At 71.3% G+C, this 18,670-nt stretch carries 18 protein-coding genes; 5 read left to right on the forward strand and 13 right to left on the reverse strand.

From position 1 onward, the window contains the following. Nucleotides 1–32: 32 nt before the first annotated feature. Nucleotides 33–608, reverse strand: a complete 576-nt coding sequence (locus tag WQO_RS33250) for a TetR/AcrR family transcriptional regulator (protein WP_010062489.1) — start codon at nt 606–608, stop codon at nt 33–35. Nucleotides 609–690: 82 nt separating this feature from the next. On the opposite strand from WQO_RS33250, the gene WQO_RS33255 reads away from it, so the two are divergent. The 3 genes from WQO_RS33255 to WQO_RS33265 all read left to right on the forward strand — a co-directional run bounded on the left by WQO_RS33255 (nt 691) and on the right by WQO_RS33265 (nt 2,955). After that, nucleotides 691–1,182, forward strand: coding sequence for an FBP domain-containing protein (locus tag WQO_RS33255; protein WP_010062490.1), 492 nt, complete (start codon nt 691–693; stop codon nt 1,180–1,182). Nucleotides 1,183–1,495: 313 nt separating this feature from the next. Then, a complete protein-coding gene (locus WQO_RS33260) occupies nt 1,496–2,752 on the forward strand; it encodes a cytochrome P450 (RefSeq protein ID WP_010062491.1) in 1,257 nt (418 codons plus the stop codon). Nucleotides 2,753–2,757: 5 nt separating this feature from the next. Next, nucleotides 2,758–2,955 carry a ferredoxin gene (locus WQO_RS33265; protein WP_010062493.1) on the forward strand — a complete coding sequence of 66 codons (198 nt, stop codon included), beginning with the start codon at nt 2,758–2,760 and terminating at the stop codon, nt 2,953–2,955. A gap of 119 nt (nt 2,956–3,074) precedes the next feature. Here the strand turns inward: WQO_RS33265 and WQO_RS33270 are convergent, their stop codons facing one another. The 4 genes from WQO_RS33270 to WQO_RS33285 form a co-directional block, all read right to left on the reverse strand. Further along, nucleotides 3,075–4,421, reverse strand: coding sequence for a COG1361 family protein (locus tag WQO_RS33270; RefSeq protein ID WP_010062495.1), 1,347 nt, complete (start codon nt 4,419–4,421; stop codon nt 3,075–3,077). Between the two features lie 203 nt (nt 4,422–4,624). Then, entirely contained in the window at nt 4,625–5,194 is a 570-nt protein-coding gene (locus WQO_RS33275; protein WP_029182479.1) for a tellurite resistance TerB family protein, read from the reverse strand. Between the two features lie 75 nt (nt 5,195–5,269). Next, complete coding sequence (locus WQO_RS33280) at nt 5,270–5,926, reverse strand: DedA family protein (RefSeq protein WP_010062498.1); 657 nt, start codon at nt 5,924–5,926, stop codon at nt 5,270–5,272. 227 nt (nt 5,927–6,153) lie between these two features. Further along, complete coding sequence (locus tag WQO_RS33285; protein WP_237274194.1) at nt 6,154–6,501, reverse strand: hypothetical protein; 348 nt, start codon at nt 6,499–6,501, stop codon at nt 6,154–6,156. A 450-nt stretch (nt 6,502–6,951) separates the two neighbouring features. Between WQO_RS33285 and WQO_RS33290 the strand changes: the two genes are divergently transcribed. Together WQO_RS33290 and WQO_RS33295 are read left to right on the forward strand one after the other, a co-directional pair. Then, nucleotides 6,952–7,779 (forward strand): class I SAM-dependent methyltransferase, encoded by an 828-nt coding sequence (locus WQO_RS33290; protein ID WP_010062499.1) that lies wholly within the window; start codon nt 6,952–6,954, stop codon nt 7,777–7,779. Between the two features lie 108 nt (nt 7,780–7,887). Further along, a complete protein-coding gene (locus WQO_RS33295) occupies nt 7,888–8,514 on the forward strand; it encodes a class I SAM-dependent methyltransferase (RefSeq protein WP_010062500.1) in 627 nt (208 codons plus the stop codon). Between the two features lie 4 nt (nt 8,515–8,518). On the opposite strand, the gene WQO_RS33300 is transcribed toward WQO_RS33295, so the two are convergent. From WQO_RS33300 to WQO_RS33335, 8 genes are all read right to left on the reverse strand, one after another. Next, complete coding sequence (locus WQO_RS33300) at nt 8,519–9,070, reverse strand: GNAT family N-acetyltransferase (protein ID WP_010062501.1); 552 nt, start codon at nt 9,068–9,070, stop codon at nt 8,519–8,521. 272 nt (nt 9,071–9,342) lie between these two features. Next, nucleotides 9,343–9,615, reverse strand: a complete 273-nt coding sequence (locus WQO_RS33305) for a DUF3253 domain-containing protein (protein ID WP_010062502.1) — start codon at nt 9,613–9,615, stop codon at nt 9,343–9,345. Nucleotides 9,616–9,750: 135 nt separating this feature from the next. Beyond that, entirely contained in the window at nt 9,751–12,234 is a 2,484-nt protein-coding gene (locus WQO_RS33310) for a glycoside hydrolase family 3 N-terminal domain-containing protein (RefSeq protein ID WP_010062504.1), read from the reverse strand. Between the two features lie 63 nt (nt 12,235–12,297). Beyond that, the gene (locus WQO_RS33315; protein WP_010062505.1) at nt 12,298–14,232 is read right to left on the reverse strand and encodes a glycoside hydrolase 5 family protein; all 1,935 of its coding nucleotides are present in this window, start codon (nt 14,230–14,232) and stop codon (nt 12,298–12,300) included. Between the two features lie 128 nt (nt 14,233–14,360). After that, entirely contained in the window at nt 14,361–15,362 is a 1,002-nt protein-coding gene (locus WQO_RS33320; RefSeq protein WP_010062506.1) for a LacI family DNA-binding transcriptional regulator, read from the reverse strand. An 89-nt stretch (nt 15,363–15,451) separates the two neighbouring features. Next, a complete protein-coding gene (locus tag WQO_RS33325; RefSeq protein ID WP_010062507.1) occupies nt 15,452–16,279 on the reverse strand; it encodes a carbohydrate ABC transporter permease in 828 nt (275 codons plus the stop codon). Nucleotides 16,280–16,292: 13 nt separating this feature from the next. Next, the gene (locus WQO_RS33330; RefSeq protein WP_029182481.1) at nt 16,293–17,228 is read right to left on the reverse strand and encodes a carbohydrate ABC transporter permease; all 936 of its coding nucleotides are present in this window, start codon (nt 17,226–17,228) and stop codon (nt 16,293–16,295) included. Nucleotides 17,229–17,260: 32 nt separating this feature from the next. Further along, on the reverse strand, nt 17,261–18,550 hold the full coding sequence (locus WQO_RS33335; protein ID WP_010062509.1) for an ABC transporter substrate-binding protein: 1,290 nt from the start codon (nt 18,548–18,550) through the stop codon (nt 17,261–17,263). Between the last annotated feature and the right edge of the window lie 120 nt (nt 18,551–18,670).

Raw genomic sequence — 18,670 nt, forward strand, 5'->3', positions numbered from 1 at the left:
CTTCGTTCGTCGCGAGGGGAGGGGCGTCCGGGTCAGGAAGCAGAAGCGGGCCAGTTGCGCAGCAGAGAGTCGAGCGCGTCGAGGATCTCCGTCCAGCTCTCTTCGGAGGAGGGGGCGCTGTGGCTGAAACTGCCCGCCATCTCCAGCTCCACGTAGCCGTTGAAAACACTGCCCAGGAGCCGCACCGCGTGCGTCTCCTGAAGCTCGGGCAGGTCGTAGCCGCGCAGGAGCGCCCGTGTCATCCGGGAGTGGCGCGGGCCCGCGCTCGCGGCCGCCGTGGCCGCGTCGAGGCGGAACCGGGCGGCGGCGAAGCGGCCCGGGTGCTGGAACGCGTAGTCACGGTAGGCGTTGGCGAAGGCGCCGAGCGCGTCCCTGTCCGCCCGCCCCGCGATGGCCGCCGACGCCTGGTCGGCGAGTTCCTCCAGGGCCAGCAGGGCGATCCTGGTCTTGAGGTCGTGGGCGTTCTTGACGTGCGAATACAGGCTCGCGGTCCTGATGCCCAGCTTCCGGGCGAGCTCCGACGGCGTCACCTGCTCGAAGCCGATCTCGTCCGCCAGCTCGGCGCCCGCCCGCACCACGCGCTCCGCGGCCAGTCCCGCTCGTGCCATTCCACCCTCCGAACACGTCCCCATGGTTGCCTAAAGGAATATACATTTGCCTAATAGTCTTAGGCAAATTAGCGTGGATCTCATGAAACCCCTGACCGAGCGAGAGATCCGCAGCGCCTTCGTGAACTGCTCCAAGGGCGAGGCCAAGCGCCTGTCCGTCCCCCGTGACCTGGCCGACCGGCCCTGGGGCGACCTGGACTTCCTGGGCTGGCGCGACCCCCAGGCTCCCGACCGGGCCTACGTGGTGATGGAGTCCGGTGACGGCCTCACAGGCATCCAGCTGCGCTCGACCGCCGCCGGCTCCTCGCAGACCCGCCGCAGCATGTGCTCGATGTGCGTGACCGTCCACACCGGGGGAGTCTCCCTGCTGGTGGCCCCCAAGCCGGGCAAGGCGGGCAAGCAGGGCAACTCGGTCGGCGCCTACATGTGCACCGACCTCGCCTGCTCGCTTTACGTGCGCGGGAAGAAGGACGCGGGGGTGGGTGGGCGGCTGCGTGAGTCCCTCACCCTGGAGCAGCAGATCGAGCGGACCGTGGCGAATCTCGCCGCGTTCATCGCCAAGGTCACCGCGTGACCTGATGGGCGTTCCGCGGCCGCTCGGCGGCTACCCGGAGCGGCGCGGACTGAATGGTTCCGGACAGTCTGGTGAACGGATTCGGGCCCGCGTATGCCGGCGCTCCGCACCGAAGCTCGTCCGCTCATCCCTCCCGGCCTGAGGGGATGCGCAGGTGTTCGATCATGTGCGAAAAACACCGGCCAGATCTGAGGCTCCGCGATGTGGCCGGTCCACACGTCGACCGGGTAGGTGCCTGAGGCATCCAATTGGCGGTGAGGTGCGGAGTGACCCGCTTCGCACCTATCACCGAGCACTGCGAGGCGACCGCTCCATGACGGAATCCACGACGGAACCGGCCCGCCAGGACCGTGCCTTCACCGGCACCGGCACCGCCACCGAATCGACCCCCGCGCCACCGTTCCCGCAGGACCGTGAGTGCCCCTATCACCCGCCCACCGGCTACGAACCGCTGCGTGCGCAGGGCCCGTTGAGCCGGGTCACGCTCTTCGACGGACGCCCGGTCTGGGCCGTCACCGGGCACGCGCTCGCCCGTCGCCTCCTGGCGGATCCCCGGCTCTCCACCGACCGCACCCACCCCGGCTTCCCGATTCCGGCCGAGCGGTTCACGCAGACGCGGCAGCGGCGCGTGGCGCTCCTCGGCGTCGACGACCCCGAGCACAACGCCCAGCGCAGGAAGCTCATCCCGAGCTTCTCCGTGAAGCGGATCGCCGCGCTGCGCCCACAGATCCAGGAGACGGTGGACGGGCTCCTGGACGCGATGGAGCGGCAGGGGCCGCCCTCCGAACTGGTCGCCGACTTCGCGCTGCCGGTGCCGTCCATGGTGATCTGCGCACTCCTCGGCGTGCCCTACGCCGACCACGCGTTCTTCGAAGGCTGCTCGCGCCGCCTGCTGCGCGGCCCCGCCGCGAGCGATGTGGACGGCGCACGGATCGAACTGGAGGATTATCTGGGTGCGTTGATCGACCGCAAGCGCGCGGAACCTGGGGACGGGCTGCTGGACGAACTGATCCACCGGGACCACCCGGACGGGCCCGTCGGCCGGGAGGACCTCGTCTCCTTCGCGCTGATCCTGCTCGTCGCGGGACACGAGACGACGGCGAACATGATCTCGCTCGGCACGTTCACGCTGCTGCGCCATCCCGGTCAACTGGCGGCGCTGCGGTCCGGAGAGACGACGACGGCCGCAGTGGTCGAGGAACTTCTGCGCTTCCTCTCCATCGCCGAAGGTCTGCAACGGCTGGCGGCCGAGGACATCGAGGTGGACGGGACGACGATCCGCAAGGGCGAGGGCGTCTTCTTCTCGACCTCGCTCATCAACCGCGACGCCGACGTGTTCGAGCATCCGGAGACGCTGGACTGGGACCGGTCCGCCCGCCACCATCTCGCCTTCGGCTTCGGCGTCCACCAGTGCCTGGGCCAGAACCTGGCCCGGACCGAGCTCGACATCGCCCTGCGCACCCTCTTCGAGCGGCTGCCGGCCCTCAGGCTGGCCGTACCCGCGGACGAGATCCGGCACAAACCCGGCGACACCATCCAGGGCCTGCTCGAACTCCCCGTGGCCTGGTGAGGGGCATGGGCATCCGGGTCGACAGGGAACGCTGCGTGGGGGCCGGCATGTGCGCGCTGACCGCGCCGGACGTGTTCACCCAGGACGACGACGGGTTCAGTGAGATGCTCCCCGACCGCCCGGCGGTGACGGAGAACCACCCGCTGGTACGGGAAGCCGCGCGGGCCTGCCCGGTCGGGGCGGTCGCCCTCACCGACGACTGAACCCCGACGACCGCCGACGGCGACGGACGGGCCGGGACACCGGGTCCGGACCGGGCCGCCGGACCACGGTGCCGGACCTGGCGGGGGAGTGAGACACCCGCCCCGCCGGGTCCCGGCCGCTACGCGGCGGGGGTCGGGTTGACCGTCACCCAGCCCGTGTTGTTGCCGGGCCTCGGGTCGTGCAGGAATGCGGTCCCCGTGATCACCGGACGCAGGGCGACCCGCCCCTTGGCGTCCGGCACGACCGCGTCGATACGAAGGTCGAAGCGGAAGGTGCGCACGGCGTTCTCCAGCACCCAGTACGGCATCTCGCACACGTAACGCGGAGCGCCGAGACGCCCCGCCCGGTAGCTGCCGCCGGCCGACGTGCGGGGGTCGCACCCGGCGGGTGCGCGGGTGACGGTGACACCCTCGGGGGCCGTGAAATCGACCAGGGCGACCGAGTCACCCGAACCGAGATTGCCGAGCCAGCCCGGCCCCTTGTTGCGGAAGGTGAGCGAGGCCTTCACGGTCTCGCCGACGGCGCCGGCGACCCGGGAACCGCGCACCGCGAAGTCGGCCGTGTTCACCGCGTCCACTTCGAGGATCCGGTAGTTGTTCCCGTCATCGATGTCCGCGACCCCGCCGACGGGCCGCACCTCGACGTCGAGGCGCTCCCGCAACGCGTGGTCCGCCAGGGCGATCCGCAGCGGCTGCGGCAGGGTGAAGCTCTCACCGGGCTGGAGCACCCGGTCGAAGGCGCACTCGGCATGGGACATGGGCGCGTAGTCGCCGCCCGTCCGCGTGTACGTGCACGCGTCGTACCGCGAGTCGAAGCCCAGGCCGTACGACGCGGTCATCCCGAGAGTGAAGCCCCGGGCGGGCTCCGCCCCCTCGTTGGTCACCGTGAGCGGCGCCGTGTGCACCGTCCCAGGGGTGGCGCCTTCGACCGGGTCGAGCCCGTCCAGTGCGAGGTCGGGGCCGGAGGCCACGGTGAGGGTCGTCTCGAAGGAGTCCAGCGGAGCCTCCAGCGTCCCCTCCGGGCCACCCGTCGCGGTCGCCGCGTACGTGATCCGGCCCCGCGCTCCCGCCTCGGCACCGTCGGCGGCGTGCACGTCCAGCAGCACCTGAGGGCTGTAGTCCGGGCCGATCACCGGCACCTGGGCGACGGTGCACACGGCGGTCGTTCCGCTGGGTGCGCAGTTCTCGGGCCAGGTCACCTCGGCCACACCCGCGAGCCCGGAGGCGTCGACGGTCAGGCGGCCGTCCGTGACGGTGAAGGTGTCGTTGTCGTGGTACAGACCTACCTCGACCGGGGTACCGACCTCGGTGCCCATCTGCAGGTTCTTCGCGTACGGCGCGGCGATCCACAGCTGGTCGGACTCGGCGGCGGACGCCGGTGCGGACAGACCGGCCAACAGGATGCCGGCGGTCGCGACGGCGCCAGTGCCGAAGCGTACGAGCGGACGGACGAAGACGGGTCTCATGGTTCTCCAGTGACCGGGCAGGGTGCACTCCTGCCGGGGCGTGGGATACCCCGGCAGTCCTTTGACGATCAAGGAACGCCCAAGGTTGTGCCGTGCGCCGCCCGAACCGGACGGGCCGTCGGAGAGCAGCTCCGGTCACTCCGACGCCCGTCAGGCTGCCCGCCGCCCGGCAACCAGGACCGGGTGCTGTGGCCCGGGACGGCTCAGAGGCCGAACTCCTGCGGGGAGACACCGAGCGCCATGCACGCCTCCCGCAGAACCTGCGCCTCGGCCGGGGCGATGTACCCGTCCGCGCCGGCGATCACGAAGCCGGTCTGGACGACCGCCTTGGCCTCCACCGGCTTCTTCGCCGCCTTGGCGATCTCCTGCATGGCGTCGGCCTTGCCCTGCTGGAAGTTGAACGTCAGCTGGTCGACGTGCTTGTTGAACCGCTGCCGCAGCTGCTCGGGGGGGAAGTTCTGCAGGACGTCGTTCTGCAGAATCAGGTTCTCCACGTGGTGCCGCTCGGCGGGGTCGACAGAACCGTCGGCGGCCGCGACCAGCGCGCACATCGCCATACTGGCGTCCCGGTAAGCACCGCTCTTCAGCTCCGTCTTGAGGGAGCCGAGCTGCGACTTGAGCAGCCCGACCAGCTTCTCCTTCGAACCCCCCGAACCTCCCGAGGCCCCCGGGCCCCCGGTTCCGGGCTGCCGCTGACCGGCGGGGCCCCTCGCGCCCTGCGCCTGCTGCTGCAGCCCCTTGGCCTGGTCCTTGAGACGATCCCACATTGCCATGTCCAGCCACCTTGTCGATCGGATCGATGGGCCGCGCACCGCGCGGCCCCCTATACGGTCATGCCTGCAAAACGGTCATACGTGGTCGGTCTGCCGCTCGCCCCGCCGGGCACGCACCCTGCGAACGATCCACACGACGAGGGCCGCTACGACCAGCCCGAGCACCACCTTGGAGAGCACCCCGACGTAACGCTCCACCAGGTCCCACTGGTCACCCAGCAGATACCCGGCCATCACGAGAACGAAGTTCCATATGAAGCTGCCCAGCGTGGTGAAGAGGACGAAGATCGGCAGAGGCATCCGCTCGACGCCTGCCGGGACACTGATCAAGCTACGGAAAATGGGAATCATCCGGCCGAAGAAGATGGCCTTCCTGCCGTGCTTGAGGAACCATCGCTCGGTCTTCTCCAGGTCGGTGACCTTCACCAGAGGGAGCCGATCCCACAGGGCGTACATGCGCTCCCGGCCGAAGGCGGCTCCGATCCAGTAGAGCGCGACCGCACCCACCACCGACCCGAGCGTCGTCCAGAAGAGGGCGGAGAACAGGCTGATCACTCCCTGCCCCGCGGCAAAGCCCGTCAGCGGCAGAATGATCTCGCTCGGCAGCGGAGGGAAGAGGTTCTCCAGGGCGATCGCCAGCCCGGCCCCGGGACCGCCCATGGTGTCGACGAGGCTGGTCGCCCACCCCGCGATACCGCTCGTCGGTTCCGAGGCGAGGGGGAAGTGGTACATGTACGGCTGCTCCAGGACTGAGTCATCGATTTCGGGTATCCCGTACGGCCCGTATCGCGAAGGAATTCCGCAGCCCACGGGCTGAGAAAGGGCTCAGAAATATGAAAGACGAAAGAGGAAACGTGTAGGCGAGATGCTTACGGAACGAGGCGCGACGGCCCATGCCGGCGAGCGGAAGATCAGCGCTCACATTCCGGACGGTCACTGGGGTGATCGGACGAGCTCGCTCAGCAGCGAAGAATTCGGGCCTGGGCAGGGACGCGCGATCCCGAAGGCGAAGCATGGTGCGGGGAGACGCCTGCCGGGCAGTCGTGCAGATCCGGTGCCGAGGAAGGGACGCCTGCCTGAACGGGGGACGTCGTCGTCGTACTTCCCGCTTTGTGGCGCTGCTGGAGCGTGACGTCACCGTCCACACCGTCCAGCGGAACATTCGGACCTGATGTGTCGAACACGGACACGGCACGGTCGCCGGAATGCGCTGCGGCGTCGACGGTTGCCAGGGCCTGGGAGGAGGAGCCCAGGGAGAACGCGGAAATCATCAGGAGCACGGCGATACCGGCGTAGAGGGCCAGCATCTCCCTGCAGCGCATTCCTACGCTCCTTGTCCCGGTCGATTCGGCCCGCAGAACGAACTGTCATAGCCGCTCGGCGAATTACCGCCGCAGGACTGCACTCTAACAGCCCGAACTGAAGGGAACCTGAAGCCGATTTCGCGCAGGGCCCACGGGGCCGTTACAGCAGACCCCCGCCGCCGCGCGCACCTTCGTCCGACCGGCACGCCGCGCACCCTCGCCGGCGTCCCGCCGTGCACCGATCGGCCTCAGCCTCGGCGAGCCTCGGCCGCACGGACGCCGGCCGGTGAAGGATGACCGCGGGCGGCCCGGGACCGGGGCCGCCCGCACCACCCCTGTCGCGTGGAGAGGCCCGGCCATGGAACTGCTCGACGACCCGCCGACCCCCGCCGTCGGCGGCCGAAGGCCAGGACGGAACAGGGGCGCCCGGTCCGGTGCCGTACCGGTGACGGCGTGAACCCCTCTCCTCCCGGGGACGCGCCGGGCGAGGGCCGCTACGGCGAGGCGTTCTTCCGCCCCGACCGGGCGGGGGAGGCGGAGCGCATCGACTTCGGTGCGCTCGCGTACGACGACATCACGATGGCCCGGCTCCGGGCGCTCGGCGCCGGACCGGGATGGCGCTGTCTCGACATCGGAGCCGGAACGGGCACGGTCTCCCGCCGGCTGCTGGGCGAGGCCGGGGTGGCGAGCGTGCTCGCCGTGGACCGCGACGTGCGCTTCCTGGACGCACGCCCCGCCCCCGGCCTCCGGACGCTTCGGGCCGACGTCACCGCCCCCGACTTCGCCCCCGGTTCCTTTCAGCTCGTCCACGCGCGGTTCGTGCTGATGCATCTGCCCGAGCGGGACCGCCTGATCGGCCGGTTCGCCGAACTCCTCAAGCCCGGCGGCGTGCTGGTGCTCAGCGACGCGGTCGACCTGACGAGTGAGCGGGCACCGGCGACCCCGTACGCCACAGCGATGCGGGCGATGTGGCAAGGGCTGCGGGCCACCATCGGCACCGACGTCTCCTCGGTTCCGTCGTACCCGCACCTCCTGCGCGGGGCCGGGCTCGACCACGTGGCAGCGGAGATCCACGTCCCTCCGCTGGTGCCGGGCAGCGCCATCAGCCGCTTCTGGGCCGACACCTGGCAGCGCAGCAGGGAAGCCATGCTCTCCACCGGCCTGGTCGACGACGCGGGCATCGACGCCGCGGCCCGGTACCTGGAGAGCGAGGCGTGCGCCGCGCTGTCGGCCGGGATGCTCACGGCGTGGGGGCAGAAGCCCCAAGAACCCAGGGGCTGACCGCAGGGGCCGCTACCCTCTGTTCCACCGGACCGAACGGGGCTCCGGGGTGAGCGGCTCGCCTATGCTCCCGCTGGGGGAAGAGCGAACCGGAAGGCATGCGGAAACATGACAGGGCAACGCGACCGTTGGGCGGAACTGACCGGTGGACAGGCGGGGGAGGAGTACGCGCGGCGCTTCGCCCGGCTCGCCGCATCGGGCCATGACGTCCACGGCGAAGCCACCTTCTGCACCGCGCTGCTGAAGCCCGGGGCCCGTGTGCTCGACGCGGGCTGCGGCACCGGCCGCATCGCGATCCGGCTCGCCGAACTGGGCCACCACTGCACCGGCGTGGACGTCGACGCCTCGATGCTGGCCGTCGCACACCGCGAGGCGCCCGCACAGGACTGGCTCCTCGGCGATCTGGCCCGGCTGGACACCCTCGGCCTGGACACGGACTTCGACCTCGTGCTCGCAGCCGGCAACGTCATCCCTCTCCTGGCCCCCGGCACCGGACCGGCCGTCGTCGGACAACTGGCCGCCGTACTGCGCCCGGGTGGTCTGCTGGTCACGGGCATGGGACTGGACGCGGCCCACCTCCCGCTGGAGGAAGCGCCGGTGACCCTCGCCGAGTTCGACGAGTGGTGCGCCCGGGCCGGACTGGCCTTGCGGCAGCGTTACTCGACGTGGAGCGGCGACCTCTATGGCGACGGCGGCGGCTACGCGGTCAGCGTGCACACGCGCGCCGCCGACTGAACCCTCACCGCTGATGCGCTGCGACCGGGCTCCACACACCGAACCACTGCTCAGCGCCGAATTCCTCGAACCGCGTGACCTCGGTGAACCCCAGCTTGAGCGCGAGGCGCATCGAGGGAGCGTTGGCGACCTGGGTGCAGAGGGCCACCGGCTCATCGGGACGCGCTGCGGCGAACCAGTCGAGCGCGGCGGCGCATGCCTCGGCGGCATACCCCGACCCCCACGCCTCCGGAATGAACATGTAGCCGAGTTCGGTGCCGCCGCCGTCCGGACGGAGCCGGCCCGGACGCTCGGGGTCCCGCTGTTCGAGGGTGACCGTGCCGATCATTGCGCCATCGAGCTCCACGACGAAAAGCCCGGGCCGCCGCCCCGGCACCTCGGGCACCGCGCGTTCGAGTTCGTCCCGCGGGTGGGGGCCACCGAGGTAGGCGCGCACCTCCGGCGATGCGAACAACTCGACGAACGCCGCACGATCCCGGGCCTCGGATTCACGGAGCACGAGCCGTGCCGTTCCGATCGGGGCGGGCGGCCAGGAGAACGATGCGGGTCCCGTCATGACGGGGAATCTATCGCACACCTGTGCGCCGACGAGGGGGACACGTGGTCGCGTGGCCCAACAGGGCCGGATATCGGTCGGGTCGAGCTGAACTCGTTGGCATGACCGGCCGCACAACTCCCAGCCCGGGCGTCCCACGTGAGCATCGACCGTGCCGAGGGCTACACGGGCTGACCCGGTACGACGAGAGATCTCCGTCCTCCCCCGGCGAGCCACGATGCACCGGAGGAGGGACCGCCTCCCTGGGATCGGTCCGTACGCCTCCGAAGCCGTCAGCGGACGCGGCGGATCCGGATCGGCCCCCGGGCCCCGTCCGGCTCGACCGGGCGGCCACCCTGGGTGATCTCGACCCGGCCGGCTCCGACCAGCCGCCGAGCCGCCTCGCGTGCGGGCTCCATCAGCGAACGCCAGCCGTCGTCGTCGCCCCCGTACACCGAGCGTGCGGCATCGGAGGGACAGATGGTCGCGGTCGGCCCACGCCGCTCCAGCAGGTCGAGGATCGCCTGCTCCAGACGCCGGACGCTCCGCTGTTCGTGCGAGGTCACCTCTCCATGGTGGCACCGACACGCTGACGGCGCCCCGGCCCGCCCACGACGCCCCGTGGAGCGACCGGGCGGGCGCCACGGCGACCTTCACCGGTACGCGCACCTTCCTAATCCGCGTATCGACCGCGCCGAGGTCTACGGGGACCGACGCGAAGGGCCAGGAGCTTCTGCGCCGGGGCACGCCTCCGGCGCAGACGCCCGCACCGTGAGTAGCACGCCCTGCGCACGGTCCGAGGAGGGACCCGCCTCGATCGTGAACTCCCCGGGCTCCACCACCCGTCGTCCCGAACGTGACACGGACGCCAGCACCCCCGCGTCCACCGTGAAGGAGACCTCCGCCCGCTCCCCGGGTGCCAGGGCGACCCGGCCGAACCCGCGCAGTTCCCGTACCCGGGGCCACGACGACCCGCCGAGCATCCGGCGTACGTAGAGCTGGACCGTCTCCCGCACCGGCCGCTCACCCGTGTTGCGCACCTCGACCGAGCACACGACCGGCCCGTGAACCGGCCTCGGCCCGCCACCGGCCCCCGGGCCGTCATCCCGCTGCGGCCCGCCGCCGAGCCCAGACCTGCCGTCGCGCCCCGTGCCGCACCCGCCACCGCGCTCCGGCGGGGGAGTCACCGCACGGCCCTCACCGGCGAACTCCGCCACCCCGACCGCCGAGCGGGACAGCCGCGGCACGCCGTACTCCACCGAGCTGTACGTCAGCCCGTGGCCGAAGGCGTGCCGCGCGGTGGCGGGCTGGTCGACGTAGCCCCGGTAGCCGTGGTCCTTCCCGTTGTAGAAGACCGGCAGCTGGGCGGCCGACCGGGGCACCGACACCGGGAGCCGGCCCACCGGCTCCGCCACGCCGAAGAGCACGTCGGCCACCGCCCGACCGCCCCACGGTCCGGGATACCACGCACTGAGCACCGCCCCCACGCGGCCGGCCAGGTCCGGCAGCGCGTGCGGCCGCCCCTGGACCAGCACCACCGCCACGGGCGTACCCGTGGCGGCCACCGCTTCCAGCAGGGCCAACTGACCTTCCGGCAGCGAGAGGTCCGCCAGATCCACTCCTTCGCCGCAGGTCATCCCACCGGGGCCGCCGGTAACGACGGCCGCCCCATTGGCATCGAAGCGCGTCTCCGCCTCCCGTGCACTCGACCCGCCGAGCACCACCACCGCGACATCCGCCCCCGCTGTGAGCGCGACCGCTTCGGGGAGGGCCGACCGGTCACCCCCGACGAGCCCGCAGCCCCGCGCGTACACGACGTCCGTGCCCGGCGGGGCCGCCGCCCGCAGCCCGTCGAGGACGCTCACACCGGTGCCGGGACGCTGAGGCGCCGTGTAGTCGCCGATCTGCTGCGGTACGGAGTCGGCGTTCGGGCCGAGAACCGCGATGCGGGCCCCGCCGGTGAGCGGCAGCGTGACGCGGTCGTGGGCCAGCAGCGTGACGGACTCCCGGGCGATACGTTCGCTCAGCCGCTCCGGCCCGGCGGCCGGCGGCCGGTCTCCTGTGTACGGCCGCTCGAAGAGTCCGAGCCGGAACTTCAGCGCGAGGACCCGCCCCACGGCCGCGTCGAGGACCGCCTCGTCGACCAGCCCGCCCTCGACGGCCTCGGCCAGCCGCGGAAAGCAGCCGTCCCACAGGCTCAGATCGGTCCCCGCCGCCAGCGCCATCGCCCCGGCGGCGACCGGATTCCCGGCCAGCCGCACCAAACGGTCCAGCGCCAGGCCGTCGGCCATCACCACACCCGTGAAACCCCATGCCTCGCGCAGGATCCCGGTGAGGAGATCCCGGTTCGCCGCACACGGCAGGCCGTCGAACTCGTTGTACGCGGCCATCACCCCGGCAGCCCCCGCCCGCACCCCCGCCAGAGCCGCCTCCAGGTGGATCTCCCGCAGTTCACGCAGGCCCAGCTCGGTCGCCGCGCTGTTGCGGCCGCCGACCGCCGCGCCCTGCCCCGCGAAGTGCTTGAGCACGACCGCCGCCCGGTCCGGTCCGATCCGCTCGTCCGGCGGCCCCTGCACCCCGCGTACCAGCGCCTCGGTGAACCGGGCCGCCAGATACGGGTCCTCACCGAAACACTCCTCGGCACGTCCCCAGCGCGGATCCCGCACCAGATCGAGCGCCGACACCAGGGCCACATGCCCGCCCCGCGAACGGAGCTGTGCCGCCGCGAGTGCGACCGCCTCCTCGTACAGCTCCGGATTCCACGTCGCGCCGACCGCCAGATTGACCGGCAACAGGGTGCCGTCCAGGGCCTGCAGCCCGTGCGGCATCTCCTCCACCAGCAGGACGGGGATGCCGAGGCGGGTCCGCTCCACGACATGACGCTGGACGGCGTCGGACACCCGCGCACCCTCCGCCGCCCCGATGCCCGACTCCGCCGTCACACCCGACCAGGCGTCCGCGCGCTGCAATCCGTACAGCGCGCCCATCCCGTCGTACGCGGCCACCTCGGCCCGGAACGCCTCGGTGAGCCGATGACCGGTCGCCGTCCGCTCGTACGCGTCCCAGCCGTACATCCGCTGGTTGACCTGACCCACCTTCTCGTTCAGGGTCATCCGGCCCAGCAGGTCCCGCACCCGGGCGGCAACAGGCGCAGCGGGGTCGCGGAACAGCGGGTCATCGGTCATGGCACGGATCTCCTCGGCCGGAAGCAGGGCAGGACGGTCGTACGGCGGGAACGGCCGGGCCGGTCAGCGCAGTTCGAGGACACGCACGCCGTACGGGGCCATCACCACGTCCCGCACCGGCTCACCGCCCTCCAGCTCATGCAGCTCGCCGTCCGCCACCGGACGTACGCTCAGCTCCGCCTCGGACTGGCTCACCAGCCAGACGTACCGCGTCCCGTCCTCGCGGACGAGGGTGTCGGCGGCGACGTACGGACTGTCCACCGTCACCGGCCGTGCCGCCCCGGAGACCTCGGCGAGCGCCGCGTACAGCCGGTGCGTCTGCTCGGGGTTCGCGCGGGCCGTGCGGGCGGCCATGTGCTCCAGCGGGTAGGTCGCGAGCACGGTGCGGCCCTCGCCCGTCCCGTGGCACAGCAGCGCCGGGCGGCCGTGCGCGTCGGTGGCGACGACCCGGGCCCCCGTCGGCACCACCGGCAGGTAAGCGCGGCTGTCCTCGTTCCCCGCGACCGGGAAGACCAGCGTCTCGCCCGCCGCGATGGACCCGAAGTCCTCGGCGAACGTCATCTCCAGGACATCGTCCTCGATCGGCTCCGCCACCCCGTAGGAGAGCTGGAGTTCGACGCCGAACAGCCCGTCCAGGTCGTCGAACCACGGGCCGCGCGTCCCCGGGTGCTCGCCCGAGCAGAACGACAGATAGACGGTGGCCCCCTCACGGGCCCGCCGCTCCAGCGCCCGCCGGGTGCGGGTCGTCAGCTGACGGGTCGACGGCAGCAGGTACAGTGCCGCGTCGTCCGGCAGACCGTCGGCCTCCCGGGCGAAGGCCACGGGCAGATCCGCGCCGCGCGCCGCCACGTACCCCTGATGCAGGGAGGTGAAGATCAGCGGCCGGTCGGCGGGCCGGCTGTAGGGGTAGCCGCGCTCCAGGAACGCGGGCACCACCAGTGCGGCGTCGGCGTCGGTGCGGCGGCAGCGGGCGAAGTCCACCCGCTTCAGCACCGCGGCGAAGGAGGCCAGCTCGCGCAGAGGCTCCTTCGGGCGCCCCACGTGGTCGGTGATGCCGAAATGCATCTCGAAGGGGTGGTGGTCGTACGGGGACTGGTCCCAGAGGTCGTCGTAGTCCGTGTTGTTCCACGCGATCCAGCCCGTGGCCCCGCCGAGCAGCGAATTGTGCAGCGTCTGCCGGTAGAAGACCCCCGCGTTCGCCGCCGAGACCGTGTCGGTGGAGAGCCCGAACTCCTCCAGCACGACCGGCTGCCCGGTCACCGCCGCGAGCTCGCACTCGAACGCGGCCCGGTAGTGCTGGCGCGGCCGGTCCGTGTCCGAGCGGTAGACGTGCGGCCCCACGAAGTCCACGTACTCCGCCGTGTCCCGCAGTGAGAAGCCGTTGTCGCGGCCCGTCACCTCGATGCCCCACGCCCCGTCGCCCAGCGAGACGGGCTGCGTCCCGCCCGCCGCACGCACCGCGTCGCACATGAACTGCGCCCAGGCGGTGACCACATCACTGGAGGGCGGGTCCACCTGATAGACACGCCCGTAGCCCGGCATCTCGTTGGTGATCAGCCAGCCCGTGACCGCAGGGTGGTCCTTGAACCGACGGGTCATCTGGGAGACGAACCACGCCTGCCGCCCGACGAGCCACACGTCCTCGTAGAGATCACGCCCCCCGCGCCAGACCGGGTCCCAGTTCTCCCCGGACATATGGCCGACGATGAACGTCGGCACGGTCCCCATCCCCGCCTCCGTATGGGCGTCGAGGAAGTCCCGGAACCGGTCGCACAGTTCCTCGTCGATCCTCCCCGGCTCCGGGTGGAAGTCCGGCCAGTAGAAGAACGACCGGGTCATCGTCAGCCCGTGCTCCCGCAGGACGGCCAGCTCCTCGCGCACCGTCTTCGGCTCGTAGTTCCGCCACATCAGCGGACCCCCTGTGCGGGACCAGAAGTTGGCACCGAGCCAGGGGAGCACGGAATGGTCATGGGTGAGGTGGGCGCTGTGGCGTCGCATGGTCCTTCTCCGGCGTTCTTCGGTGTACGGGATCGGTCGGCCGCCGTCGGGGCGATGCGGGCCGACCAGGAAGAGGTACGGGTGGTCCCGGTGGTCCGCGCGGGGTGCGGGGTGAACGGTCCATGGATTCAGGGAGCGGCAGGCGCGGGGCCGGTCGACTCCCGGACGACCAGGCGGGGCCGCCCCTCCAGGAGCGCGGTGGGCACGTCCTCGCCGCAGCGGGCGAGCAGCGTCAACGCGGCGGCCGCGCCGACCCGCTGCACCTGCTGGTCCACGCTGCTCAGGCGTGGGTGCAGCCAGCGGCCCAGGGGGAGGTTGTCGTAGCCCACCACCGACACGTCCATGGGCACCCGCAGGCCGGCGCGCTGAGCGGCGCCCATCCCGCAGACGGCCATGGAGTCGTTGGGGAAGACCAGGGCGGTGGGCCGCTCCGGCAGTGCGAGGAGCTCCTCGGTCACCGCGACGGCGGCCTCCTCGGTGAAATCGGTGTGCCGGACGGCGGCGGGCAGCAGCCCCGCCTCGGCCAGCGCCTGTTCGAACGCCGTCCGCCGGGCACCGGTGTGCACCAGCTCGGCCGGACCCGCGACGTACGCGATACGCCGGTGGCCCAGCGCCAGCAGATGCGCGACGGCCTCACGGACGCCCGCGCCCTGCTGACCGAGGCCCACACCGGGCACCGGGCCCCCGCGCTCCGGCGAGCCCAGCAGCACGGCGGGCAGTCCGAGCCGCTGGAGCAGGCCGGGGCGCGGGTCGTCCGACCGGGCCTCGGTGAGCACCGCACCGTCGATCCTGCCCTCGGCGACGAGCCGTTCGTACAGCGCGCTCTCCTCGGCCAGCCCCGGGACCAGATGCAGAAGCAGACCGTAACCGCGGGGGGCCAGCTCACCCTCCAGACCGGTGATCAGCTCGCTGAAGTGCGGGTCGACCCCGAGGACGTCCGTCGGACGGCGCACGACGAGGGCGATCGTCCGGGTCCGCGCCCGGCGCAGGGCGGTCGCCGACGCGCTGGGCGACCAGCCCAGCTCGGCCGCCGCCGCCAGGACCCGGCGCCGGGTCGCCTCCGAGATCCGCCCCGTTCCGTTGACCGCCTGGGACACCGTGGCGGTGGAGACTCCCGCCGCGGCCGCCACCGCTTTGATGGTCGGCCTTCCCGGGCCCGCGGATCCCTCTTCGACCGGGCCGGGAAAGCTTTCCCCCGGCCGGTCCTCACGACGTACCTTCACATCTTCACCGCCCCGCTGACGAGTGCCTGTTGCATGCGCTTCTGCAGCACGGTGTACACCGCCCAGACCGGGACCAGCGTCAGCACCGTACCGGCGGTCAGGATGCCGTAGTCCGTGCCGGTCAGGGACTTGAGGGTGGGCAGCGCCACCTGCACGGTGCGCTGCTCCGGGTCGGGCCCGATGATGACGAGCGAGTAGAGGTACTCGTTCCAGAAGGTCAGGAAGTTCAGCAGCAGGATCGTGGCGATCCCCGGCATGCACATCGGGGTGTACACATGCCGCAGCACGCCGAAGGTGGACGCGCCGTCGATCCGCGCGGCCTCCTCCATCTCGCGCGGGATCGTCCGCATGAACTGCACCAGGATCACCACCGACAGCGGCATCGCCGTCGCGGGCAGGAACAGCACCATGAAGGCCCGGGTGTGGAACAGCCCGGTCGCGGCGGCCAGCAGGAACGTGGGGAAGAGTGCGGCGAACGTCGGTACCAGGAAGCCGAGCGAGAACACCCGCTCCACGAACGCCCCCAGCCTTCCCTCCGTACGGGCGATGGCGAACGCCGCCGGAATGGCCAGGCCCAGGGTGAGCGCCAGCGCCAGCGCGGTCACCAGCACCGAGTTGACGACGGCCGGGCCGAGGTCGGCCGAGGAGAACGCCTCGGTGAAGTTGTGCGCGGACAGCGAGGTCGGCAGCGCGAACGGGCTCCCGAAGATCTGGTCGTTCGTCTTGAACGCCGAGACCAGCAGATAGTAGAGAGGGACGACGAGCAGCGCCGCGTACAGCCAGGCGAGGACATGCGCCGGCAGCCAGGACCTTCCGAACTTCATGGAACCGCTCCGATCAGTAGTTCTGGCGGAAGACGCGACGGATGGTCAGCAGCCCGGCCAGACCGACCAGGAACAGGAACACACCCACCGTCTGGCTGTAGCCGAGGTCGGCCGCGATGAACGCCTTCTGGTATACGAGGAAGGACAGGGTCGTGGACGAGGAGCCCGGACCGCCCTGGGTGAGCAGCAGCACGTTCTGCGCCGAACCGAACAGGGTCCACAGGAACTGGAGCATCGTCACCACACCCACGAAGTCCCGGATGACGGGGAAGTGGATGCGCCACATGGCCCGCCAGTGCCCGGCCCCGTCGAGCTGCGCCGCCTCCCCGATCTCGTCCGGCACGCTGCCCAGCCGCGCGGCGAACAGCACGGCGGTGAACCCGATGCCGCTCCACACGTCGAGCACGATCAGACAGGCCAGCGCGGTCGACGGCGAGGCCAGCCAGGCATCGGCCAGCGATCCCAGACCCACCTTGTCCAGCGCCCCGTTGAACAGGCCGTCCGGAGAGAGGACCGCGTAGAACACCATCGCCTTGGCCGGGGTCGAGATCAGGCCCGGAATGAACAGGAGGTAGCGCAGGACCCGGTGTCCCGGCGGCTGCTGCGCGACGTAGTACCCCAGCATGTACGCGCCGACGATCATCAGGGGCAGGGCGACGACGAGCTGGACGGCGGTGTTGGCCACCGCGTCCATGAAGACCGGATCGTCCAGAACGGTGCGGACGTTCTGCAGCCCGGCGAACGACACCGGCTGCAGCATGCCCGGCCAGTGCAGCGCGGCGATCACGAAGATGGCGACCAGCGGGCCGACCATGAAGACGAGATACCAGACCAGCGCCGGCACGGCCAGGATGACTCCGCCCTGCTTGCGGCGCGGGGGAGCGGCGGGAGCGGCCGGGGTCTTCCGGGCGACCGAGGCGCCGCCCGGGGCGGAGGAGAGCAATGTCATGGGGGCCTCGCTAAGGGCTCGGGCGCGCGGGATCAGCCCGTGCGGTAGGCGGATTCGAGGGCGGAGCGCACAGCCGCTGCGCTCGTCCCCCGTGTGAAGGCGGTGCTGGTCGCGGTGATCAGCGGCTGGGTGGCCGTCGGCGGGACGTGGAGATCCGGCAGCAGCACCTGCCCGACCCGGTCCCCGAGCCGCTGGGCCTCCGCCACGAGCGGAAAGTCCTTGCTCACCGTCTCCGTCACCAGGGCCATGTCCCGCCCGCTCTCGGTGATGAAGCGCGAGACGACCTCGGGCCGGTACATGAAGCGCAGGAACTTCTCGACCGACGCGATCTTCCTGACTCCGTTCGGGCTGATCCAGAAGCCGATGAGCGTGTACGAACGCAGAATGGTGGGCTTGTCGTGGGCCGCCCCCGGGGCCAGCGGCCAGCCGCCGATCGCGGTGTGTCCCGCGGTCCTCGCGGGAACCTTCGCAAGCGCCGAGGACATCGCCGACTGGATCGCCGCGGCCTCGGTGTTGTACTGCGTGGTCATGGTGTCCGAGGTCAGCCCCTGCGCCTTGTCGGCGAAGACACCGGCGTCCCGCAGCTCCACGAAGTAGTCGATGCCCTCCCGTACGCCCCGGCTCCCGCTGAAGTCTCCGCTCGTGTAGACCTTCCGGGCCTCGTCGGGGGAGAGGAAGGTCTGGATGATCTGGGCCAGCAGCTTCTGCCCGGTCCAGTCGTTGCCGCCGACGGTGACGGGGGCGATGCCCTTGGCCCGCAACTTCCGGGCGGCGCCGATGAGCTGGTCACCGGTCGTGGGGACGGCGCCGACTCCGGCCCGCTCCAGCAGGGCGGTGTTGTACGCGACGGGCCAGTTGGTGGCGAAGTACGGAAAGGCGCGGAGCCGCCCCTCGCCGTCGGTCCACTCCCTGAGCGCGGCGGGCAGCACCCGCTCGCGCAGCCCCCAGTCGTCGAGATACCCCCGCACGTCGACGGTCGCGCCCACCTCGGTCCAGGCCAGCGTCTTGTCGTACAGGTTGACCATGACGACGTCCGGCTCCTTACGGGCCAGCCGGGAGGTCTCGTACACCTGGGGGAGGTCATCGCCGTTCACGAGGTTCTTGACCCGGAGCCCGGGGTGCTCCGCGTGGAACTCCTCGACCACGGCCTTGTACGTCGGGGAGCCCGGCGCGGTCGTACCGAGCTGGGTGTGGACGATCAGGGTGCCCGGGTCGGAATCGGCCGAGGCGAAGGGGGAACAGCCGGACAGGGCGGGGAGTGCGGCGGCGGCAAGGCCGGAACCTGCAGCGAGGAAGCCGCGTCGGCTCAGGGGTGAGCGCACAGCGAGATGTCTCCAACCGGGAGGGTGACGACGTTGGTTAATCGATATACCTGCGGGTTGCGAGAAACCTAAGGACACATTCCGCTTCGGTCAACCCCCGGTTGCACAGGGTGAAAACTC

It is taken from the genome of Streptomyces globisporus C-1027, assembly GCF_000261345.2.
Lineage (GTDB): Bacteria > Actinomycetota > Actinomycetes > Streptomycetales > Streptomycetaceae > Streptomyces > Streptomyces pakalii.